Origin of the sequence: Natronorubrum thiooxidans (assembly GCF_900156475.1) — an archaeon.
Lineage (GTDB): Archaea > Halobacteriota > Halobacteria > Halobacteriales > Natrialbaceae > Natronorubrum > Natronorubrum thiooxidans.
In genome coordinates, this window is the sequence record NZ_FTNR01000011.1 from 75,083 (window position 1) to 91,171 (window position 16,089).

18 protein-coding genes and 3 pseudogenes are annotated in these 16,089 nt (G+C 58.3%); 13 read left to right on the forward strand and 8 right to left on the reverse strand.

The window, feature by feature from the left end; genetic code table 11:
- Nucleotides 1-2: 2 nt before the first annotated feature.
- The 3 genes from BW940_RS14635 (at nucleotide 3) to BW940_RS14645 (ending at nucleotide 2,045) form a co-directional block, all read left to right on the forward strand.
- Complete coding sequence (locus BW940_RS14635) at nucleotides 3-1,076, forward strand: glucose-1-phosphate thymidylyltransferase (RefSeq protein WP_076609958.1); 1,074 nt, start codon at nucleotides 3-5, stop codon at nucleotides 1,074-1,076.
- Nucleotides 1,077-1,078: 2 nt separating this feature from the next.
- Entirely contained in the window at nucleotides 1,079-1,258 is a 180-nt protein-coding gene (locus BW940_RS14640; protein ID WP_076609959.1) for a hypothetical protein, read from the forward strand.
- Between the two features lie 265 nt (nucleotides 1,259-1,523).
- Nucleotides 1,524-2,045, forward strand: a complete 522-nt coding sequence (locus BW940_RS14645) for a hypothetical protein (RefSeq protein WP_143823911.1) — start codon at nucleotides 1,524-1,526, stop codon at nucleotides 2,043-2,045.
- A gap of 68 nt (nucleotides 2,046-2,113) precedes the next feature.
- Here BW940_RS14645 and rfbD read toward each other — a convergent pair whose 3' ends face one another.
- Both rfbD and BW940_RS14655 read right to left on the reverse strand, forming a co-directional pair.
- Nucleotides 2,114-2,998 (reverse strand): dTDP-4-dehydrorhamnose reductase, encoded by an 885-nt coding sequence (rfbD, locus tag BW940_RS14650; protein WP_076609961.1) that lies wholly within the window; start codon nucleotides 2,996-2,998, stop codon nucleotides 2,114-2,116.
- A 63-nt stretch (nucleotides 2,999-3,061) separates the two neighbouring features.
- A pseudogene (locus tag BW940_RS14655) lies at nucleotides 3,062-3,530 on the reverse strand (NUDIX domain-containing protein).
- A gap of 103 nt (nucleotides 3,531-3,633) precedes the next feature.
- On the opposite strand from BW940_RS14655, the gene rfbB reads away from it, so the two are divergent.
- From rfbB to BW940_RS14670, 3 genes are read left to right on the forward strand one after another with little or no spacing between them, the layout of a single operon-like run.
- On the forward strand, nucleotides 3,634-4,557 hold the full coding sequence (gene rfbB / locus BW940_RS14660; protein WP_076609962.1) for a dTDP-glucose 4,6-dehydratase: 924 nt from the start codon (nucleotides 3,634-3,636) through the stop codon (nucleotides 4,555-4,557).
- Between the two features lie 45 nt (nucleotides 4,558-4,602).
- Complete coding sequence (locus BW940_RS14665; RefSeq protein ID WP_076609963.1) at nucleotides 4,603-5,094, forward strand: hypothetical protein; 492 nt, start codon at nucleotides 4,603-4,605, stop codon at nucleotides 5,092-5,094.
- A complete protein-coding gene (locus BW940_RS14670; protein WP_076609964.1) occupies nucleotides 5,087-5,614 on the forward strand; it encodes a metal-dependent hydrolase in 528 nt (175 codons plus the stop codon). Before BW940_RS14665 ends, BW940_RS14670 begins: the two co-directional genes overlap by 8 nt.
- Before the next feature lie 27 nt (nucleotides 5,615-5,641).
- Here BW940_RS14670 and BW940_RS21110 read toward each other — a convergent pair whose 3' ends face one another.
- Nucleotides 5,642-5,902, reverse strand: a complete 261-nt coding sequence (locus tag BW940_RS21110) for a hypothetical protein (RefSeq protein WP_076609965.1) — start codon at nucleotides 5,900-5,902, stop codon at nucleotides 5,642-5,644.
- Between the two features lie 83 nt (nucleotides 5,903-5,985).
- Complete coding sequence (locus tag BW940_RS14680; protein ID WP_076609966.1) at nucleotides 5,986-6,714, reverse strand: phosphatase PAP2 family protein; 729 nt, start codon at nucleotides 6,712-6,714, stop codon at nucleotides 5,986-5,988.
- Nucleotides 6,715-7,075: 361 nt separating this feature from the next.
- Here BW940_RS14680 and BW940_RS14685 point away from each other — a divergent pair, with 361 nt between their 5' ends.
- Nucleotides 7,076-8,062, forward strand: a complete 987-nt coding sequence (locus BW940_RS14685) for a GDP-mannose 4,6-dehydratase (RefSeq protein WP_076609967.1) — start codon at nucleotides 7,076-7,078, stop codon at nucleotides 8,060-8,062.
- 17 nt (nucleotides 8,063-8,079) lie between these two features.
- On the opposite strand, the gene aglF is transcribed toward BW940_RS14685, so the two are convergent.
- A complete protein-coding gene (aglF, locus tag BW940_RS14690; protein WP_076609968.1) occupies nucleotides 8,080-8,823 on the reverse strand; it encodes a UTP--glucose-1-phosphate uridylyltransferase AglF in 744 nt (247 codons plus the stop codon).
- 111 nt (nucleotides 8,824-8,934) lie between these two features.
- Here aglF and BW940_RS14695 point away from each other — a divergent pair.
- Nucleotides 8,935-9,903: pseudogene (locus BW940_RS14695) on the forward strand (nucleotide sugar dehydrogenase); the annotation flags it as partial.
- Nucleotides 9,904-10,116: 213 nt separating this feature from the next.
- On the opposite strand, the gene BW940_RS14700 reads toward BW940_RS14695, so the two are convergent.
- Nucleotides 10,117-10,932, reverse strand: a complete 816-nt coding sequence (locus tag BW940_RS14700) for an IS5 family transposase (protein ID WP_084776778.1) — start codon at nucleotides 10,930-10,932, stop codon at nucleotides 10,117-10,119.
- Nucleotides 10,933-11,025: 93 nt separating this feature from the next.
- On the opposite strand from BW940_RS14700, the pseudogene BW940_RS14705 reads away from it, so the two are divergent.
- The 3 genes and pseudogenes from BW940_RS14705 to BW940_RS14715 all read left to right on the forward strand — a co-directional run.
- A pseudogene (locus BW940_RS14705) lies at nucleotides 11,026-11,349 on the forward strand (UDP binding domain-containing protein); the annotation flags it as partial.
- A 113-nt stretch (nucleotides 11,350-11,462) separates the two neighbouring features.
- Nucleotides 11,463-12,401 (forward strand): NAD-dependent epimerase/dehydratase family protein, encoded by a 939-nt coding sequence (locus tag BW940_RS14710; protein ID WP_076609969.1) that lies wholly within the window; start codon nucleotides 11,463-11,465, stop codon nucleotides 12,399-12,401.
- Nucleotides 12,402-13,105: 704 nt separating this feature from the next.
- The gene (locus tag BW940_RS14715; protein ID WP_076609970.1) at nucleotides 13,106-13,348 is read left to right on the forward strand and encodes a PRC-barrel domain-containing protein; all 243 of its coding nucleotides are present in this window, start codon (nucleotides 13,106-13,108) and stop codon (nucleotides 13,346-13,348) included.
- Nucleotides 13,349-13,417: 69 nt separating this feature from the next.
- Here BW940_RS14715 and BW940_RS14720 read toward each other — a convergent pair whose 3' ends face one another.
- Both BW940_RS14720 and BW940_RS14725 read right to left on the reverse strand, forming a co-directional pair.
- Nucleotides 13,418-13,918 carry a DUF7342 family protein gene (locus BW940_RS14720; protein ID WP_076609971.1) on the reverse strand — a complete coding sequence of 167 codons (501 nt, stop codon included), beginning with the start codon at nucleotides 13,916-13,918 and terminating at the stop codon, nucleotides 13,418-13,420.
- Between the two features lie 291 nt (nucleotides 13,919-14,209).
- Nucleotides 14,210-14,470 carry a phage repressor protein gene (locus tag BW940_RS14725; RefSeq protein WP_084776780.1) on the reverse strand — a complete coding sequence of 87 codons (261 nt, stop codon included), beginning with the start codon at nucleotides 14,468-14,470 and terminating at the stop codon, nucleotides 14,210-14,212.
- A gap of 233 nt (nucleotides 14,471-14,703) precedes the next feature.
- Between BW940_RS14725 and BW940_RS14730 the strand changes: the two genes are divergently transcribed.
- The gene (locus BW940_RS14730) at nucleotides 14,704-15,084 is read left to right on the forward strand and encodes a hypothetical protein (protein WP_076609973.1); all 381 of its coding nucleotides are present in this window, start codon (nucleotides 14,704-14,706) and stop codon (nucleotides 15,082-15,084) included.
- Nucleotides 15,077-16,042, forward strand: coding sequence for a hypothetical protein (locus BW940_RS14735; protein ID WP_076609974.1), 966 nt, complete (start codon nucleotides 15,077-15,079; stop codon nucleotides 16,040-16,042). Before BW940_RS14730 ends, BW940_RS14735 begins: the two co-directional genes overlap by 8 nt.
- Nucleotides 16,043-16,089 lie beyond the last annotated feature (47 nt).

The window sequence follows — 16,089 nt, forward strand, 5'->3', positions numbered from 1 at the left end:
CGATGAAGGGACTCATCCTCGCCGGCGGTCGTGGCACCCGTCTTCGGCCGATCACCCACACCGGCCCGAAACAGCTCGTCCCGGTCGCAAACAAACCCGTCCTCGAGTACGCCATCGAAGACCTCAAGGAAGCAGGCATCACCGAGATCGGGATCGTCCTCGGCAATCTCGGCCGCGAAGCGATCCAGGAACACCTCGGTGACGGCACAGACTTCGGCGTCGAGATCACCTACATCATCCAGGGGAACCCGCTGGGGCTCGCCCACGCCGCCGGCTGTGCTGAGGAGTTCGTCGACGGCGACGACTTCGTGATGTACCTCGGGGACAACATCCTCGAGGGCGGCGTCACCGACCTCGTCGAGAGCTTCGAGACCGGCGACCACGCCGCGGGCATCGCTCTCCAGCGCGTGGAAAATCCCCAGCAGTTCGGTGTGGCCGACGTCGACGAAGACGGCACGGTCAAAGAACTCGTCGAGAAGCCTGACGACCCACCGAGCAATCTCGCACTCATCGGCATCTACGTCTTCTCGCCTGCGATCTTCGACGCTATCGAAACCCTCGAGCCCTCCTGGCGTGGCGAACTCGAGATCACCGACGCGATCCAGTCGTTACTCGACGACGGCCGTTCGATCGACTCCGCGATCGTCGAGGGCTGGTGGAAAGACACAGGAAAGCCGGAGGACGTGCTTGAAGCGAATCGCCTCGTCCTCGAAGACGCCTTGGGTACGGTCAACGGAACCATTGAGGACGGCGCGGATATCACGGGACAGGTCGACGTCGCCGAAGGGGCGATCATCGAAGACGGCGCTGTCGTTCGTGGTCCCGTCAGTATCGGCGAAGATGTTCGGATCACCGCCGACACCTACCTCGGTCCCTACACCTCGATCGGCGCGGGTTCGACGATCGAGAGTGCACACGTTGAGAACACCGTCGTCGCCGGTGATGCGACGATCCGAACCAGCGTCAAGATCGTCGACAGCTTGATCGGCGAGAGCGCAACGATCGACACCGCTGACGATCTCCTGCCGGAAGGCAAACGACTCGTCGTCGGTGAGAACTCACAGCTCAAACTCTAACCATGCGCATCATCACCCACGCCTGTCCAGCCTGTGGAACCGTCGTCGCAGCCAACGAACTCGAGAGTCGCCGCGTGATGAAGTGTCCGGGACTGCACTGCGAGGAAGTCCATCGATTCGACGACCTCGAGGACGAGGAACGTGAGCACTTCCTCGAGAACAAAGACCAGTACCGAATTTGAGTGTACGACTGGAGATAGACTGAGAAAGGCACAATTTTCTAATTTAATGTCCAGCAGAAGTTGGCCGTCTCAAGTCCGATCCGGCTTCCGAAAGGTCAAAAATCACATGAGGAGGGTAGGACTGTACAGAACGCGTACGCTCCTCCGAACACTGAAATACAGATATGTTCACGGCCATCATGTCGGTGGGGCATTCGACCTCTTGTCGATCGATCCCTCGAATGTCGACCACTATCTCTCGCCACGGTTCGGACCCCGGTCATACGTGTTCGACATCAAGGGTGGTGACTGGGACGAGACCAGACCGCGGCCAATCGAGGAGTACGACATGTACCGCGCGTTCGAACGCCACTTTACCGACGGCATCTCGTGGACCCAAACGGAGTTCTACGAGCGAATCACTGACGAAATTGACCAAGGAAAGACGAAGTGGGGCTGTACATCCGAAGACGAGTTTTACGAGGTCTGTGGGGAATTTGATTCACTCCACGACAGTATCGTTGAACACGGCTTTCTCTCGATGAAAGAACTTCACGACCGTGGCTTAGATACCACGAAACCGATTCATGCACACGAAGTCTGTGTTGTGATCGGTCGTGATGGAACACTCTACAGCGATGAGGGACGGCACAGGCTGTTCATCGCGAAGGTTCTCGATTTCGATCAGATCCCTGCCAGGGTGTTGGTTCGTCACACTGAATGGCAACGGATCCGTGACCAAGCAGCGGCTAAGGGATCACCTCCATCGGAGTATACTTCACACCCTGATCTCAAGGATATCAGATAGGTGTGACTGGACGCTCGGTACACACATCAACCCCCATTTATTTACAAGAGGTGAAAAATAGAAAATGTTTAGTCGTTTAGTATAATTTCAATCTCTGTCTCGAGCTCCGGTGGTTTGCTCTCCAGAATCTGTCCCAGCAGTGCTGTAGATAGACATGTGTCCTGTGGTCGGCATGCGTCTCTATCGACATCCGTCGTCGACCCGCGCGTTAGCAAACTCTGATTCTCATTAGCTGTCTGGATGACCAACTGCCCGAATTTGTATGGTGTCACTTCATCGAGGCAGGCGACGTGAAACACCCCCTCTGAATCACGTTCAAGTAAATCCAACACAACCTCTGCAGCATACCCTGCTCTGGTCGGCGTCACCCACTGATCGGTAAACAACGGTACTGACTCTCCATCACGTGCGCGCCCCAGAACCCACGCGGGAAAGCCCTCGAGGTCACCGGTCGCCCCGTGTCGGCCCCAGACGAACGACAGCCGACAGACGACCGTCTCCGAGTGGGTCTCGAGGACACGTCGTTCGCCCTCGAGTTTCGTCTCGCCGTAGACCTGGATCGGGTTCGGGTCGTCGTCCTCGGTATACGGCTCCTCGGCCTCGCCGTCGAAGACGTAGTCCGTCGAGAGGTGCACAAAAGAAATACCGCGTTCCGCACACTCCTCGGCCAGGACGCCCGGCGCGTCGGCGTTGACGCCACGCGCGAGTTCCGGGTTCTCTTCACAGCCGTCGACGTCGGTGTACGCCGCACAGTTCACGACCGCGTCGGGCTCGACCTGCTCGATGACCGCCCGAACCCGCTGTGTATCACGAATGTCGAGCTCGAACAGGTCGACGTCGAACGCCGGCTGCTCAGTGTGGTAGGTCCCCGAAACAGCTATCCCTCGGTCCAGACAGGTCCGGACCAGTGAACTCCCGACGAGGCCGTTCGCCCCGAGTACGAGTACTGACATACACACGTGGTTACCAGTACCGACCCAAATCAGTGCCGGAGGCGACCTGAGTCGCGATCGGCGTCAGTACTGGTAGCCACGCGCCTCGAGGTCGCGCAGATAGCGCTCCATATAGGGATGGAGGTCGGGGAACGGTTCGGTGAACGTCTCGAGCAACGCGTGCTGGTCGTCCGGTTCGAGACGCTCGTCGACGGGTGTGACGACGAACGCCGTCGCGAGGTAGTGTTTCGAGTCGACACCGTCGAATTCGGCGGTGTCGTACAGGTGCTCGTACGTGCCGAGCTCCTCGTCGATGACGACGTCCGTGCCGAGTTCAGACTCGGCAACCCGGTGGACGGCGTCCCGGCGCGTCTCCCCTTTGAAGACGGTTCCGCCGGGGGCCGAACCACTCCCCTTTGGCGGGTTCGTTCTCCCGTTTGCCGAGGACGAGGCCGCCATCGTGGTGGACGAGGAGGTCCACCGAGACGATCGGCACGTGTTCGACGATCGTCCGGAACGTCTCCGGTGGAACCCACCGTGAATCGTCCGTCATCGTGCTTTCGTGCGTCGCCGGTGAAATAGCTCCACCGGTCTCCTGAACTGAACTGGGTGGCGAAACCAAATTTATTAGACCTATTGGTGTCTCGACGGGAAATATGAACGCACTCGTAACCGGCGGCGCTGGCTTCATCGGCTCGAACTTCGTCCACTGGGCACTCGAGGAGGACCGCTACGACGAAATCACGACGGTCGATGCACTCACATATGCAGGGACGACCGCAAACCTCGAGGGAACCCTCGAGGACGACCGCCACGAGTTCGTCGAGGCGGACATTCGGGACGAGGACACGATGGACGAACTCGTGGCGGACGCCAACGTCGTCTTCAACTTCGCCGCGGAATCACACGTCGATCGCTCGATCGAGGACGCGAGCGAGTTCGTTTCGACGAACGTCGACGGCACCCGCGTCCTGCTGGACGCCGCCGTCGAACACGACATCGACCGGTTCGTCCAGATCTCCACGGACGAGGTCTACGGCGAGATCCTCGAGGGCGAGTTCACGGAGGACGACCCACTCGAGCCGCGGAACCCATACTCGGCAACGAAAGCCAGTGCAGACCTGCTCGTTCGGAGCTATTATGAGACCCACGACTTGCCGATCATCATCACGCGATCGTCGAACAACTTCGGCCCACATCAACACGCCGAGAAGCTGATTCCCAAGTTCATCACCCGCTCACTCGCCGGGAAAGAGCTCCCCGTGTACGGTGACGGCTCGAACGTTCGCGAGTGGACCTATGTCGTCGACAACTGTCGTGGGATCGATCTTGCTGCCCACGAGGGCGAGCCCGGCGAGGTGTACAACGTCGGCGCGAGTGCAGAGCGAACCAACCTCGAGGTGACGGAAGCGATCCTCGAGGCAACTGGTGGTTCGGAGGACCAGATCACGTTCGTCGAGGACCGACCGGGCCACGACCAGCGCTACGCGCTCGACACGAGCAAACTCGAGGCGCTTGGCTGGGAGCCGACGTGGTCGTTCGAACAGGGGCTGGAGAAAACAGTCAACGACCTGCGCTAACCGCCGTTGCCCAAGGTATAAGCAGTCCGACCAGTATCTTGGCATATGCGTTTGTCCGTTCGCCTTGCGATTGCCGTGGTTCTCTGCCTCGCGCTCGGCGGCCTCGGTGTTCACTACGCCGTCTCATACGACGATCGCTGGCCCTACCCGACCGAAAATACACTCGCGGACGACTACGGGGACCACATCGGCGAAGAAACACTCGTCTTTGGCCGCGTGACAGCTATCGACACCGCTGCCGACGAACTTACCCTCGAGGCCGAAGCGGATGACGGCACTCGACTCGAGTTCGTTGCCGACGACGTACCGACCGACGGCGGGCAACCGGCTGTCCAAGAAGGCGGATTCGTACAGGTGTACGGTACGCTCGAGCCCGATGGAGAGATTGCGACGTCAGAAACGGTCGTGGTCAACCCCAACGCAAGATCTGAGACCTACAAACTGGCCGTTTCTGCGATTGCCCTTCTCACTGGAACGGCCTACTTCTTCGTCCACTGGCGGCCCACACTAGCGGGGTGGGAGGTTCGCCGTGGCTGAACTGCTCTCGCATCTGCTGCTCGTGTGGGCCGTCTTGACGATCGCAAGCTGGCGACTCGAGTGGCTCACGCCTCGCTGGGTCGCCGTCGGCGTTATCGGGGGGATCCTGCCGGATCTGAACCGGCTGGCGATCGGTGTCCCCGAACGGGCGATCGCCGATCTCCTCGGTGTCCCGTTCCAACTTGATGCAATCCACACGCTCGGCGGTGTCGTGATACTCGCCGGAATCGGGGCGATGACGTTCGCTCAAAACCAACGCCGGGCCTTCGGTCTCCTGTTCGCCGGTGCGTTCGTCCACCTCCTCACCGACGCTGTCAAAAGCTACGCCGATGGACAGGCGGCGATGTGGCTCTATCCGTTGACCAGCTATCGACATCCGACGCCGAACCTGTACGTCTCGGCCGATCCGGAAGTGCTCGCTCTCTCGATCGGGGTTGCTGGGATCGTGTTCGTGGTTGATCGACGACGGCGTATCAGGCCCAACTCCACCCAACTCCGCGAGAAGAGACGCGACGCGTAATCAAGCTTTTCAGCTGGAAGAGACACGCTACCGCGAGGAGGAGACGACCTCTTCGGGTCCGTGCTGTCTCGGATACTCGATTAGTGCCTGGTGAGCCCCCTGTTGGGAGAGCTGTGTGAGTTTGTCGACGAACACGCGCCATTCCTGTGCACAGCAGTCGTGAAGCTCCCACTGGTGACGGGACGCTGAGAGGGATGGTGGAGGACCAACCGACACGGTCTCATCGTCATCCTCGATGGGTTCGGTACACCAGGGACAAGTCGTCTGGGACGTAAGCTGCTCAGCCATACTCCACACTGGTGGCGATCAAACGGTTTGTTATGCCTGCCGTACCCACGGCAGTAGAACCACCACAGATTGGTACGAATGGGCTACCGATAACGTGAGTACCGGTGTCCGAACAGATCGAACAGCCGTTTTCGAATCGAACGAAGTTCGACGACCCACCAGCCGGCCGCCGCGCCAACAGTCCCAACGAGAGCCAGTACCGCGCGTCCACTTCCTTGGGTCACAACTGCGCCCAGCACTGCGACGGCAATCGCAACACCAAACGCTCGCTCGGGCCGTCCTTGCGTGAGCCAGGCGATCACCGCGAGGTAAGCCGCGCCGAAGGCCATCGATGCGAGGATATCGACGAGGTAGTGGACTCCAAGCGCGAGTCGTGAGATACCGACGAGTGGAACGATGACACCAGCAACGGCGAGTCGAACTGAGCGTTGACTGACTGGCAGCCATAGCACGAGCGCTCCCCAAAAGATCGTCGCGGCCATCGTGTGTCCACTCGGGAACCCGTGTTCGCTCGGTTCGATGACGTGGAACTCGGCGGGCGGCCGCGGAAGTGCGAATATCGCCTTCAGTAAGACGACGAGTGCGAGGCCACCGAAGACGGCCGCCACGAGGAACGCTGTCTGATCGGAACACAGCGGTCGGTCCCGGTTGCCCTGTGTGAGACTTCGCCCGATATCTACGAGGTAAAGCAATCCCAGAACGGGCACGATCATGAGGAGATCGCCAAGCAGTGTAAGGGTGGCAAATCCCTCGAGTGTCCACTTGGGAACGCCGTCACGAAGCAGTTCCATGACACCGACACCTCGACTCATGGACGTATCGGAACTCCCACAGTATTTTTTGATATATTCATTCTCTTACCTTACGAGCGCGATACTAGCGACGTCCCCTTCACCAGATCGTGTCCCTTCGAGGTGGTCTGTTGCCTGACATCGAAGTACGGATCAAATTCGTTCAGACTCTCAACAAAGTCTCTTTCGCGAAGAAATGACCTCACAGGATGTCCGTCGATAACCTCCGGACAACCCCTGAAGTAACTGCTCATCGATATAATGAGTTCCGTAGAGTAGTGAAAAAGCCTGTCGATTCAGCCAACTGTACCACGACTGTCTTTCCCAACACTGATCCTCAGAATAGAACATCTTTTGTAACTGCCACGTAACGATGCTCTCAATGAACGTTCTCGTCACTGGCGGGGCAGGATTCATTGGCGGTCACATCGCCGAACAACTTGCGGCGAACGGCCACCAGATTACAGTCATCGATAAGTTCGTCCCGTACTACGATCTCGGGATCAAAGATCGAAACGTCGAAGCGACACGTCGTGCTGCCGAACAGGGCGACGGCTCCTACACTCTCGTCGAGGGGTCGATCACTGACACAGACCTCGTTGACGAACTCGTCGCCGAGACAGACGTCGTCTACCACCAAGCCGCCCAAGCCGGTGTTCGGGAAAGTGTTGAACAACCAGAAACAGTAAACGAATATAACGTCGACGGCACGGTCACCATCCTCGAGGCCGCACGCAAACACGACGTCGACCGCGTCGTCGTCGCTTCCTCGTCGTCGGTATACGGCAAGCCAGAGTACCTCCCGTACGACGAGGACCACCCGACGATGCCGGTCTCACCCTACGGGGTCTCTAAACTTGCCACCGAACAGTATGCTCGCGTCTACAACGAAATCTACGGCCTGCCGACGGTTTCGCTGCGCTATTTCACTGTCTATGGACCTCGGATGCGTCCAAACATGGCGATGACCAACTTCGTCTCGCGCTGTCTCCACGATGAGCCACCAGTCATCTATGGCACAGGCGAGCAGACCCGTGATTTCACCTACGTCGATGACATCCGGCGAGTGAACGAGCAGTTGCTCACCGACGACAGTGCAGACGGTGAGATCATGAACGTCGGCTCGACGGACAACATCGACATTCAAACACTTGCGGAGGTCATCCGTGACGAGATCGATCCGTCTCTCGAGATCGTCTACGATGACGCTCGGACGGGTGACGCCGAGCACACGCACTCGGACGTCTCCAAAGCGAACGAGCTGCTTGGTTACGAGCCGACAGTCGACATTCGCGAGGGCGTTCGAAAGTTCATCGACTGGTACCACGAGAACCGGGAATGGTACGACCCGCTGGTTTGCAACTCCTGAAAACGAAACTCGAGCGGTTAGTCGCTCGTTGCTTCTGCGACGTCTCCGTCGGCAGACTGTAGACGACGCTCTGCTTCGTCGCGATCCTCGGGGTAGCCGACGTCGATCCGCCAGCCGTCGAGGCCGATCGCGTCGATCGTTCGCCCGGACTGAATCAGCAGGTCGATCGCCTCACTGATCTCGTACTCGCCGCGGTTCGACGGCTGAACGAGATGACAGGCGTTGAAGATCGCCGGCGAGAACGTGTAGAATCCAGTCATCACGAGATTGGATGGTGGCTCTTCGGGCTTCTCGACGACGTCCGTGATCTCGCCGTACTTGTTGGTGTCACAGACCCCGTATCGCGACGCTTCCTCCCACGGCACCTCTTCGACGAGGAACGCAGCATCCGCACGTTCTTCTTCCTGACGGCGGACAACGTCCTCGAGGTTCGCCTGGAAGATGTTGTCGCCGAGAATCAGCATGAAGTCGTCGTCGATGTGTTGCTCGACGGTCAACAGCGCGTGGGCGAGCCCCTTCTGTTCGCGCTGGTGGGTGTACGTGATCGGAACACCGCGGTACTCATCACCGTAGTGATCGATAACCTTCTCTTTGAGGTAGCCAACGACGAGAACGAACTCCTCCGCGCCGAGATCGACGAGCTGATCGAGACAGTGTGTCAGAATCGGTTTCCCGTCAACCTCGACCATCCCTTTGGGTTTGTCTTCCGTCAGCGGCCGAAGGCGTGTTCCTTCTCCTGCAGCAAGGACGACTGCTTTCATTGGAACGATACTATCATTATGATCGTAAATTCTTTTTGGTAACCTTGTGGTTCGGGATAGTTGTCACTTCGATCACAAGGATAATCCGTTCGCACTGAGCGACATCAGACAATGCACATCACGGTCATCGGCAGCGGCTACGTGGGGACGACGATTGCAGCCTGTTTTGCGGACCTCGGGCACGACGTGACGGCGATCGATATCGACGAGGAAATCGTCGAGACGCTCAACGACGGAAAGTCACCGATCTCCGAACCCGGACTGGACGAGCTTCTCGAGACCCACGCCGGAAATCGACTCAAGGCCACCACGTCCTACGACGCGGTCCCCGAGTCTGACGTCACCTTCTTGGCGATCGGGACGCCATCCAACGACGACGGCAGTATCGACCTTGGGGCGTTGGAAGCAGCCGCCGAAGCAACTGGCGAAGCCGTCGCGGACAAAGACGAGCGCCATCTGGTCGTCATCAAGAGTACGGTGACGCCGCCGAGCATCGAGACCGTGCTCGAGCCAGCAGTTCACCGAGGGGCAAACGAAAACGAGAATATCGAGGTCGGGATGAATCCTGAGTTCCTCCGGGAAGGCAGTGCCGTCTCGGATTTCCTGAGTCCGGACAAGCTCGTCTTCGGAGCGAGTTCCGAGTGGGGGACGGACCGACTGCACACGGTGTTCGAACCACTGCTGGAAGGTCACGACACCAACGTCGTCGAAACGGATCCACAAACAGCTGCGATGATCAAGTACGCCAACAACGCCTTTCTCGCCTCGAAGATCAGTCTGGTCAACGATCTCGGGAACATCTGCAAGGAGTTCGATCTCGATGCCTACGAAGTGATGGACGCGATCGGGCTCGATGATCGTATCTCGGAGCAGTTCCTCCGTAGCGGCGTCGGCTGGGGTGGCTCCTGTTTTCCGAAAGACGTCAACGCGATCATCGCGGCTGCACGCGAGGAGGACTACGATCCAGCTGTGCTCGAGGCGACTGTCGAAGTCAACGACCGCCAGCCCGAACGCATGCTCGAGTTGCTCGAAGACCATGTTGACCTCGAGGGATCTCGAATCGCGGTTCTTGGACTCGCATTGCCTTGTTGAACGCAAGACGGCATCGGGGTGGGGTTGCTGATCTACAATTTTACGGCGTTAGAGACGACTTTTCGACCTCAGAAGATGCAGTAGCTGTCAGTCACAGCGATTGCTGATGAGTCAAAATTATGGTACCTTGCTCCGTTGTTCCGGTGACGACGGCGATGCCTCTCCCGGATACGTCCGGAAAAGGGGAGCAGGCGGCGAGCTCTAACTCGCCGCCTGCGTTAGGTTATGCACGATGCACTTGCGAGTTAGCTCCCGGAACTGGCCGTGCCAGCTCCGGGAGCGGAGCTTCTCGCCGTCGTCTTGCTTCAACTGCGAGAAGCCGGTTTCACTCATCCAGCGCTGGTTGTAGTCATCGTTCATTCGTGCGTTGTGGGCCTTCTGCAACGGTGTCTGCTCCCTGTGCTTAATCAACGGTCGCGTTGACTCGGAGCGACACTCCTTACGGAGGTCGCTCCACGAGTAGTTCGCGTCAGCAGACAACACACGCAGGTCTTCCGCGTTCCGGCGGAAGACCTGCATCCCGATGTGGCCGTCCCAGGCCTTCTGCGTCGTAAAATGAACGTCCTTGATCGCCAGTGAGTTCACGTCGATCAAGATCGTTGTCTTCATCGACTGGAATGAGTAGTTCGCTCGGTCGCGGTAGTGGTAGCTGGTTTGATCACGCTGGAAGCCACTTGCATCAATCGCAGCTTCACCACTCCAGCCCGCCTGCTCCGCGCTTCGGCGGAGCAGGCGGCGGAGTTCACGCATTCGATACTCGTCTTCCCACCGGCAGAACGAACTGTAGTGTGGTGCCTCGTCGAGATCGAATACAGCAAGAACACCTGGCATCTCGTTGAGGTAGTCTTCAGTTTCACGGAGGCTCTTCTCCAGTTCGACGCGGAACAGAATTAACGCGATCTGTGTCCACTTGGCGTACCCGTCCGCGCCGTCCGGCGCGGCGGGTACGTCCTGATCGTCAACGTGCTGTTTGGCAAGGTCTCGACACATTTGCGCTAGCCGTCTGAGCGATGCCATATCGCCAGACGGCGTCCATTTCCCGGTTAATCTGACGGAAGATAACCGTGAGAGCGTCTGAAACTGTCGTCATTCGGCGGCAAAACAAGGCAACTCGCATTCAAGCCCCAGACAGACGACATTCGGAACTCACGAGCGATTCCGATGATCGAACTCCTCAAAGAACGGGGTGCCGAGATCGTTGCATACGACCCTGTGGCAGTCGCTCCGATGCAAGAGCGATTCCCTGACATCGAGTATGTGTCCTCAGCAGCGGCTGCCCTCGATAGCGCTGACGGGACTGTGGTCGTCACGGACTGGGACGAGTTCGCAACGCTCGACGAGGAGTTTGACACGATGGCGACGCCGGTGGTCGTTGATGGTCGACGGATCATCGAGCCTCGAGATGAAATTACGTACGTAGGACTGACTTGGTAAGAAGGGCAGACCAGATAGCTGTCACCCAAGTCAATTTGCTTCTCAAGGCTTGAGCAATCGGTGTCAACCAAAAGACCAGCAGACTCATGTATTCCCCTCCGACACTGTCTTGCATGACCACTGATCGGCCAACTGACAAAACCATTCTTATTACGGGTGGAGCAGGCTTCATCGGAAGCCATCTTTCGACAGCGCTCGTCGACGACAACGATATTCGGGTCCTTGATTCGTTGACCACGGGGAGTCGAGAGAACGTTCCCACCGGCGCCACACTCATCGAGGGCGACCTCCGAGACGAGGACGCACTCGCCCGCGCGACCGACGGTGTCGACCTAATCTTTCACGAGGCCGCCCTTGTCAGTGTCCAGGGTTCGGTGGAGGCCCCCCTGACGAGCCACGAAATCAACGTCGACGCGACGCTTGACGTACTCGAGGCTGCCCGCAATGAAGACGCGCGTGTCGTGCTCGCCTCGAGTGCGGCAATCTATGGTCATCCAGAGCAGGTTCCCATCACGGAGACCGATCCCAAATCACCGACCTCCCCCTATGGGCTCGACAAACTCACGATCGATCACTACGCCCACCAGTATCACGATCTCTATGACCTTGAGACGGTCGCTCTCCGCTATTTCAACGCCTATGGTCCAGGACAAGTTGCCGGTGACTACAGTGGCGTAATCAGCGTGTTCATCGATCAGGCACTCTCGGATGAAGAGATCACCGTCTACGGTGAGGGTGACCAGACACGCGATTTCGTCTACATCGACGATATTGTCCGAGCCAATCAAAAAGCTGCAACTACTGATGCGGTCGGTGACGCCTACAATATTGGCACCGGGGAGTCGGTCACAATCCGCGAACTGGCTGAATTGATCCAGGAAATCACGGACACGGACTCAGATATTGTCCATATGGATGCTCGAACAGGCGACATCGAACACTCCGAGGCAAATATCTCGAAAGCCCAAAACCAACTTGATTACGAACCAACGGTCTCGCTGCGGGAGGGACTTGAGCAAACCGTCACGTGGTATCGCAGTCAGCGTGACTAACGCTCGTACTGCAACTATCTCAGCACAGGATTGCAATTCAAGCCTCTCTTTCGACTGGCTTGGAACCACTAACCTCGAACTCTACACTGTGTCAGACGTGTCTGTTATCCGTGAGTGTTTTGTCTTCGCTGATTCTTGCAGCATGAACTTACGTTCCAAAACCCCGATAGCGACACTCTAGCGGTTCCAGTTGCTTGTTCAACCTGTGTTGTCCTTGGCCACCTCGCGGTTCCTCTCTCTGATATAGTCTCTTAGCTTGAGTCCGATTCAACACCGTTCCAGCACACGTCCCTGTACTCATCGTCCTCGTCGCGAGTCTCGTTCGGGACCTGCTCGACAAATCGCTGGTATGGGGGCTTGGCATTCTTCCACCGGGACGAACGCTCGGTCATTCACTGCTCTTTCTCATCCCACTCCCGATCGGGCTCTACGTGCTCACTCGTCAGTACGCTTCGAAGCTCGGTTTCGCAGCGCTGGCCTTCATCCTCCGGTCGTTCGATGGCTTTCCTGGGGTCGAGTTACTCCGTGCTGGCTTCGAACAGGAAACGCGCACCGCTAAATGAGACGCAAAGCGACACGTAGTGAGCTTTTTCGCCGCAGTCAAATAGATTCGCTCAACCCGCCTGATATGGCCCTACTTGTCGACGTCTCACCACGTGCTGTATCCCGTGTTGTTTACTGTCTAGAACCACCATTATCATCGTATGGGTGATGTCATGGCTCGAGATCTCCGAGGGAAGTCCATCGTCGAGACTGACGGCACGACTCTTGGAACGCTGTACAATGTCACGATAGACCCTGACTCCGGCATGCTCTGTGACCTCGTTGTCGAGCCGCGCGAAGAGCCCTCGTCAATGGTTACTGACGAAACCGACGACGACCGACTCCGGATTCCCGTTGGTCTGGTCAAAACGGTGAACGACCGGATCATCATTGACACCGACTAGGCGTCCAGCTAGAACTGCGAGTCGTTCAATCGGACTATGTATGTGCACAGCCCGTACGTTCTGGAGAACTCAAGCGGAACCATCGAATTTGCTCAGCCGAATTTGTCGAGCCTGTTCGTAGCGTCGGAGTTCCGCACGGGCACCGATCCACTCAGTCATGTCTGCTTCAGCAGGGTCCGCCGTTGAGCTGGTGACGGCATCTGGCGTCTCTGCATCGTATCGTTCTTGATACGTCTGGACTTGCTCGAGCAGCATCTGGATATGATCCTCGAGTTCGGCAAGCGAGTGCTCGCGAGCGAGGGTTTTGACGGTGTCCCAGTCGAAGTACGCGTCGTTGCGTTCGTAGGCAGGTGGGTTGTCACGGTGTTCGATGACGACGCCAAGACTGACGAACGACTGAAGATACTCGCGGACGGTCTGAGGCTCGCAGTCGGCGCGGACTGCAATCTCGGATACCGTGCTCGGTGACTGCATCCGTGCTATTGTCTCATACAGACGTGCTTCTATGGACTCCGCTGTAAATGGATTCTCGACTAGTTGCAACTCGCAACTCGAACCGGACCCCATCATTTCTGTCACGTTCCAGATAGCCCATAAGTCTTCTCAGATGATGACGATTCCAAGATGTGTGCGCTCCCAACCAAACCACGTGGGCGGGGCTGAAAGGGGCTGGCGCGGTCGGGGACGGCGGGCGACGTCCTCGCGAACGTAGTGAGCGAGGGATCAGCGAGACGCTTTGCGTCTCGCGGAGTAAGCACCGCAACGCAGTGAGGAGCGCAGCGAGCCCCCCGACTCGAGCGCGCCAGGGGCTTTCTAAGGAGTGACAGCCAGATCGAGCAGCACACCCCGCCCGAGGAAAACTTACTCGTCGACCTCGAGTTCGCTCACATCTAACTCGCCCTCGAGATATTCCCGTCCAGTTTCCGTAAGCTCATAGAGCCCAGTATCGACTGCGACCAACAATCCTGCCTCAGAAAGTGTCCGACACCGCTTGCTCACGTACTGACGATCGTACTCGATATTCGCTGCGAGTACTCTCGGGGAGACGAGGATCGGATGGTCGTCAAAAAAGAGCATGATCTCGTAATCGACAGGAGCCATCCAGGGAACCCGCTCTACCATCTATTCGCGATATCCCGCTAGCAAAACGGAAAAATCAGTACTATCCACTGGAAGTCGAACCACTTACGTAGATTTGATAAAACCACGCTCGTAGTCAAGATTTATGTCAGAGGAGTACATTGTCGCGATTACGGAAGCTACACGTGGCTCTCTCGGTTACAGAGTCGCAGAATAGCGGACCGGTGTTAGCGGCACCGACCCGCACCAGCTCCCGTAACCACACTACGGAAGCCATGTCAAACGACGATTCACGGGATAGTAAAACTCCCGACCGACACGCACAGCCGACGACGAACTACCGACCGCTCCTCGAGACCCTCGACACCCACACAACAACCCTCCTCGAGACGGTCACCACCGACGACACACTCGAGCCGGACACCCGTCGAACAGCGAAACGCCACTGCCGCGAGCTCCGGGCAGAACTCGAGTACCTGCGACGCCACCTCCCCGAGGCGGACGAGTGGAGCGCCCCATCACGAACAGGCGCGAGCACGGTGATCACGGGGCCCTTCGAGGCGGAGTTCGAAGCGCTGCGGCGACAGAACGCCGAAGCAACCACACAGACCAACCGCTCACCAGCCACTGAAGACGAGGGTGAGACCGATGAGTGAGTCGATAGTCGAGTCACTCGAGGATCACTGCGACGACCGAACGGAGGACGCTCCGCTTCTCGAGACGATCGTCGACGAACTCCGCACGCTTCGAGCCGATAACGACCGTCTGAAAAACCGCGTCGCGGATCTCGAGAACACTGTCGACACCCTCGAGTCCCAACTCACCGACCTCGAATCTCAGACCGACGACCTCGAGTCCAAAACCAACACCCTCGAGTCCACGACAACCGACCTCGAGACCCGAGTCGACACGACTGAAACCGACCTCGAGCGCCTCGACGCACTCACAGATGCAACCCGAAACCGAACGGGAGCCACCAAAGCCCGCCTCGAGGAACTCCAGGCACGCGAACTCGAGAAGGGAGCCCACCTCCGCGCCGAGCACGTCGACGAACACGAGATCGACGTCCCCGACGGCAGACTCGAGAAACTCACCAAAGACGACGGCAACGCCTACTATCGCCTGCCCAATCAAGACGACCCGCTCGACCGAAACCACAACACTACGCTTGCCCACGGCGACCTGCTCCCGATCCAGCAACTCGCCCGCATGGACGAGGACATGCGCCGGTCGACCACGAACGCCCTCCCGACACGACTCGCCGCGAAACTCTGGCAAGCCCGCACCGACTCGAGTGTCGGCGACGATCCCTGGAAGACGGGCTGTCAGTCCATCCAAGAGTACGTCACCGCGAGCGACCTGAAACACTGGATCCGCCGCCAGGAACCCGGCACGAGCGACACCTACGCCAAAAAGCTCGTCTCGAGGACGATCGACGCGATTCTCGACCTCTCGAAAAACCGACTCGCAGTCCGCAAACGGACCGAACGAAAGAACGGCCTCGAGTACACCGAACGCCGACTCGTCCTCCCCGCGGATGCCGAGGTTCCGGGCGAGACCGACCGCTCGAGTCAATCCGCCGAGCCACCGGAGACAGTTGACGTCCGCGGGTGACTGTGGACAGCCTCTAGTAACCCTCCCTCGAGAGAGCACCTCCCCTC

Coding starts and splice junctions, on each gene's coding strand:
- BW940_RS14725 (WP_084776780.1), bottom strand. CDS start 14,470: ATGGTAGAGCGGGTTCCCTGGATGGCTCCTGTCGATTACGAGATCATG.
- BW940_RS14715 (WP_076609970.1), top strand. CDS start 13,106: ATGGGTGATGTCATGGCTCGAGATCTCCGAGGGAAGTCCATCGTCGAG.
- BW940_RS14680 (WP_076609966.1), bottom strand. CDS start 6,714: ATGAGTCGAGGTGTCGGTGTCATGGAACTGCTTCGTGACGGCGTTCCC.
- BW940_RS14720 (WP_076609971.1), bottom strand. CDS start 13,918: ATGATGGGGTCCGGTTCGAGTTGCGAGTTGCAACTAGTCGAGAATCCA.
- BW940_RS14730 (WP_076609973.1), top strand. CDS start 14,704: ATGTCAAACGACGATTCACGGGATAGTAAAACTCCCGACCGACACGCA.
- BW940_RS21110 (WP_076609965.1), bottom strand. CDS start 5,902: ATGGCTGAGCAGCTTACGTCCCAGACGACTTGTCCCTGGTGTACCGAA.
- BW940_RS14700 (WP_084776778.1), bottom strand. CDS start 10,932: ATGGCATCGCTCAGACGGCTAGCGCAAATGTGTCGAGACCTTGCCAAA.
- BW940_RS14665 (WP_076609963.1), top strand. CDS start 4,603: ATGCGTTTGTCCGTTCGCCTTGCGATTGCCGTGGTTCTCTGCCTCGCG.
- aglF (WP_076609968.1), bottom strand. CDS start 8,823: ATGAAAGCAGTCGTCCTTGCTGCAGGAGAAGGAACACGCCTTCGGCCG.
- rfbB (WP_076609962.1), top strand. CDS start 3,634: ATGAACGCACTCGTAACCGGCGGCGCTGGCTTCATCGGCTCGAACTTC.
- BW940_RS14640 (WP_076609959.1), top strand. CDS start 1,079: ATGCGCATCATCACCCACGCCTGTCCAGCCTGTGGAACCGTCGTCGCA.
- BW940_RS14635 (WP_076609958.1), top strand. CDS start 3: ATGAAGGGACTCATCCTCGCCGGCGGTCGTGGCACCCGTCTTCGGCCG.
- BW940_RS14735 (WP_076609974.1), top strand. CDS start 15,077: ATGAGTGAGTCGATAGTCGAGTCACTCGAGGATCACTGCGACGACCGA.
- BW940_RS14685 (WP_076609967.1), top strand. CDS start 7,076: ATGAACGTTCTCGTCACTGGCGGGGCAGGATTCATTGGCGGTCACATC.
- rfbD (WP_076609961.1), bottom strand. CDS start 2,998: ATGTCAGTACTCGTACTCGGGGCGAACGGCCTCGTCGGGAGTTCACTG.
- BW940_RS14710 (WP_076609969.1), top strand. CDS start 11,463: ATGACCACTGATCGGCCAACTGACAAAACCATTCTTATTACGGGTGGA.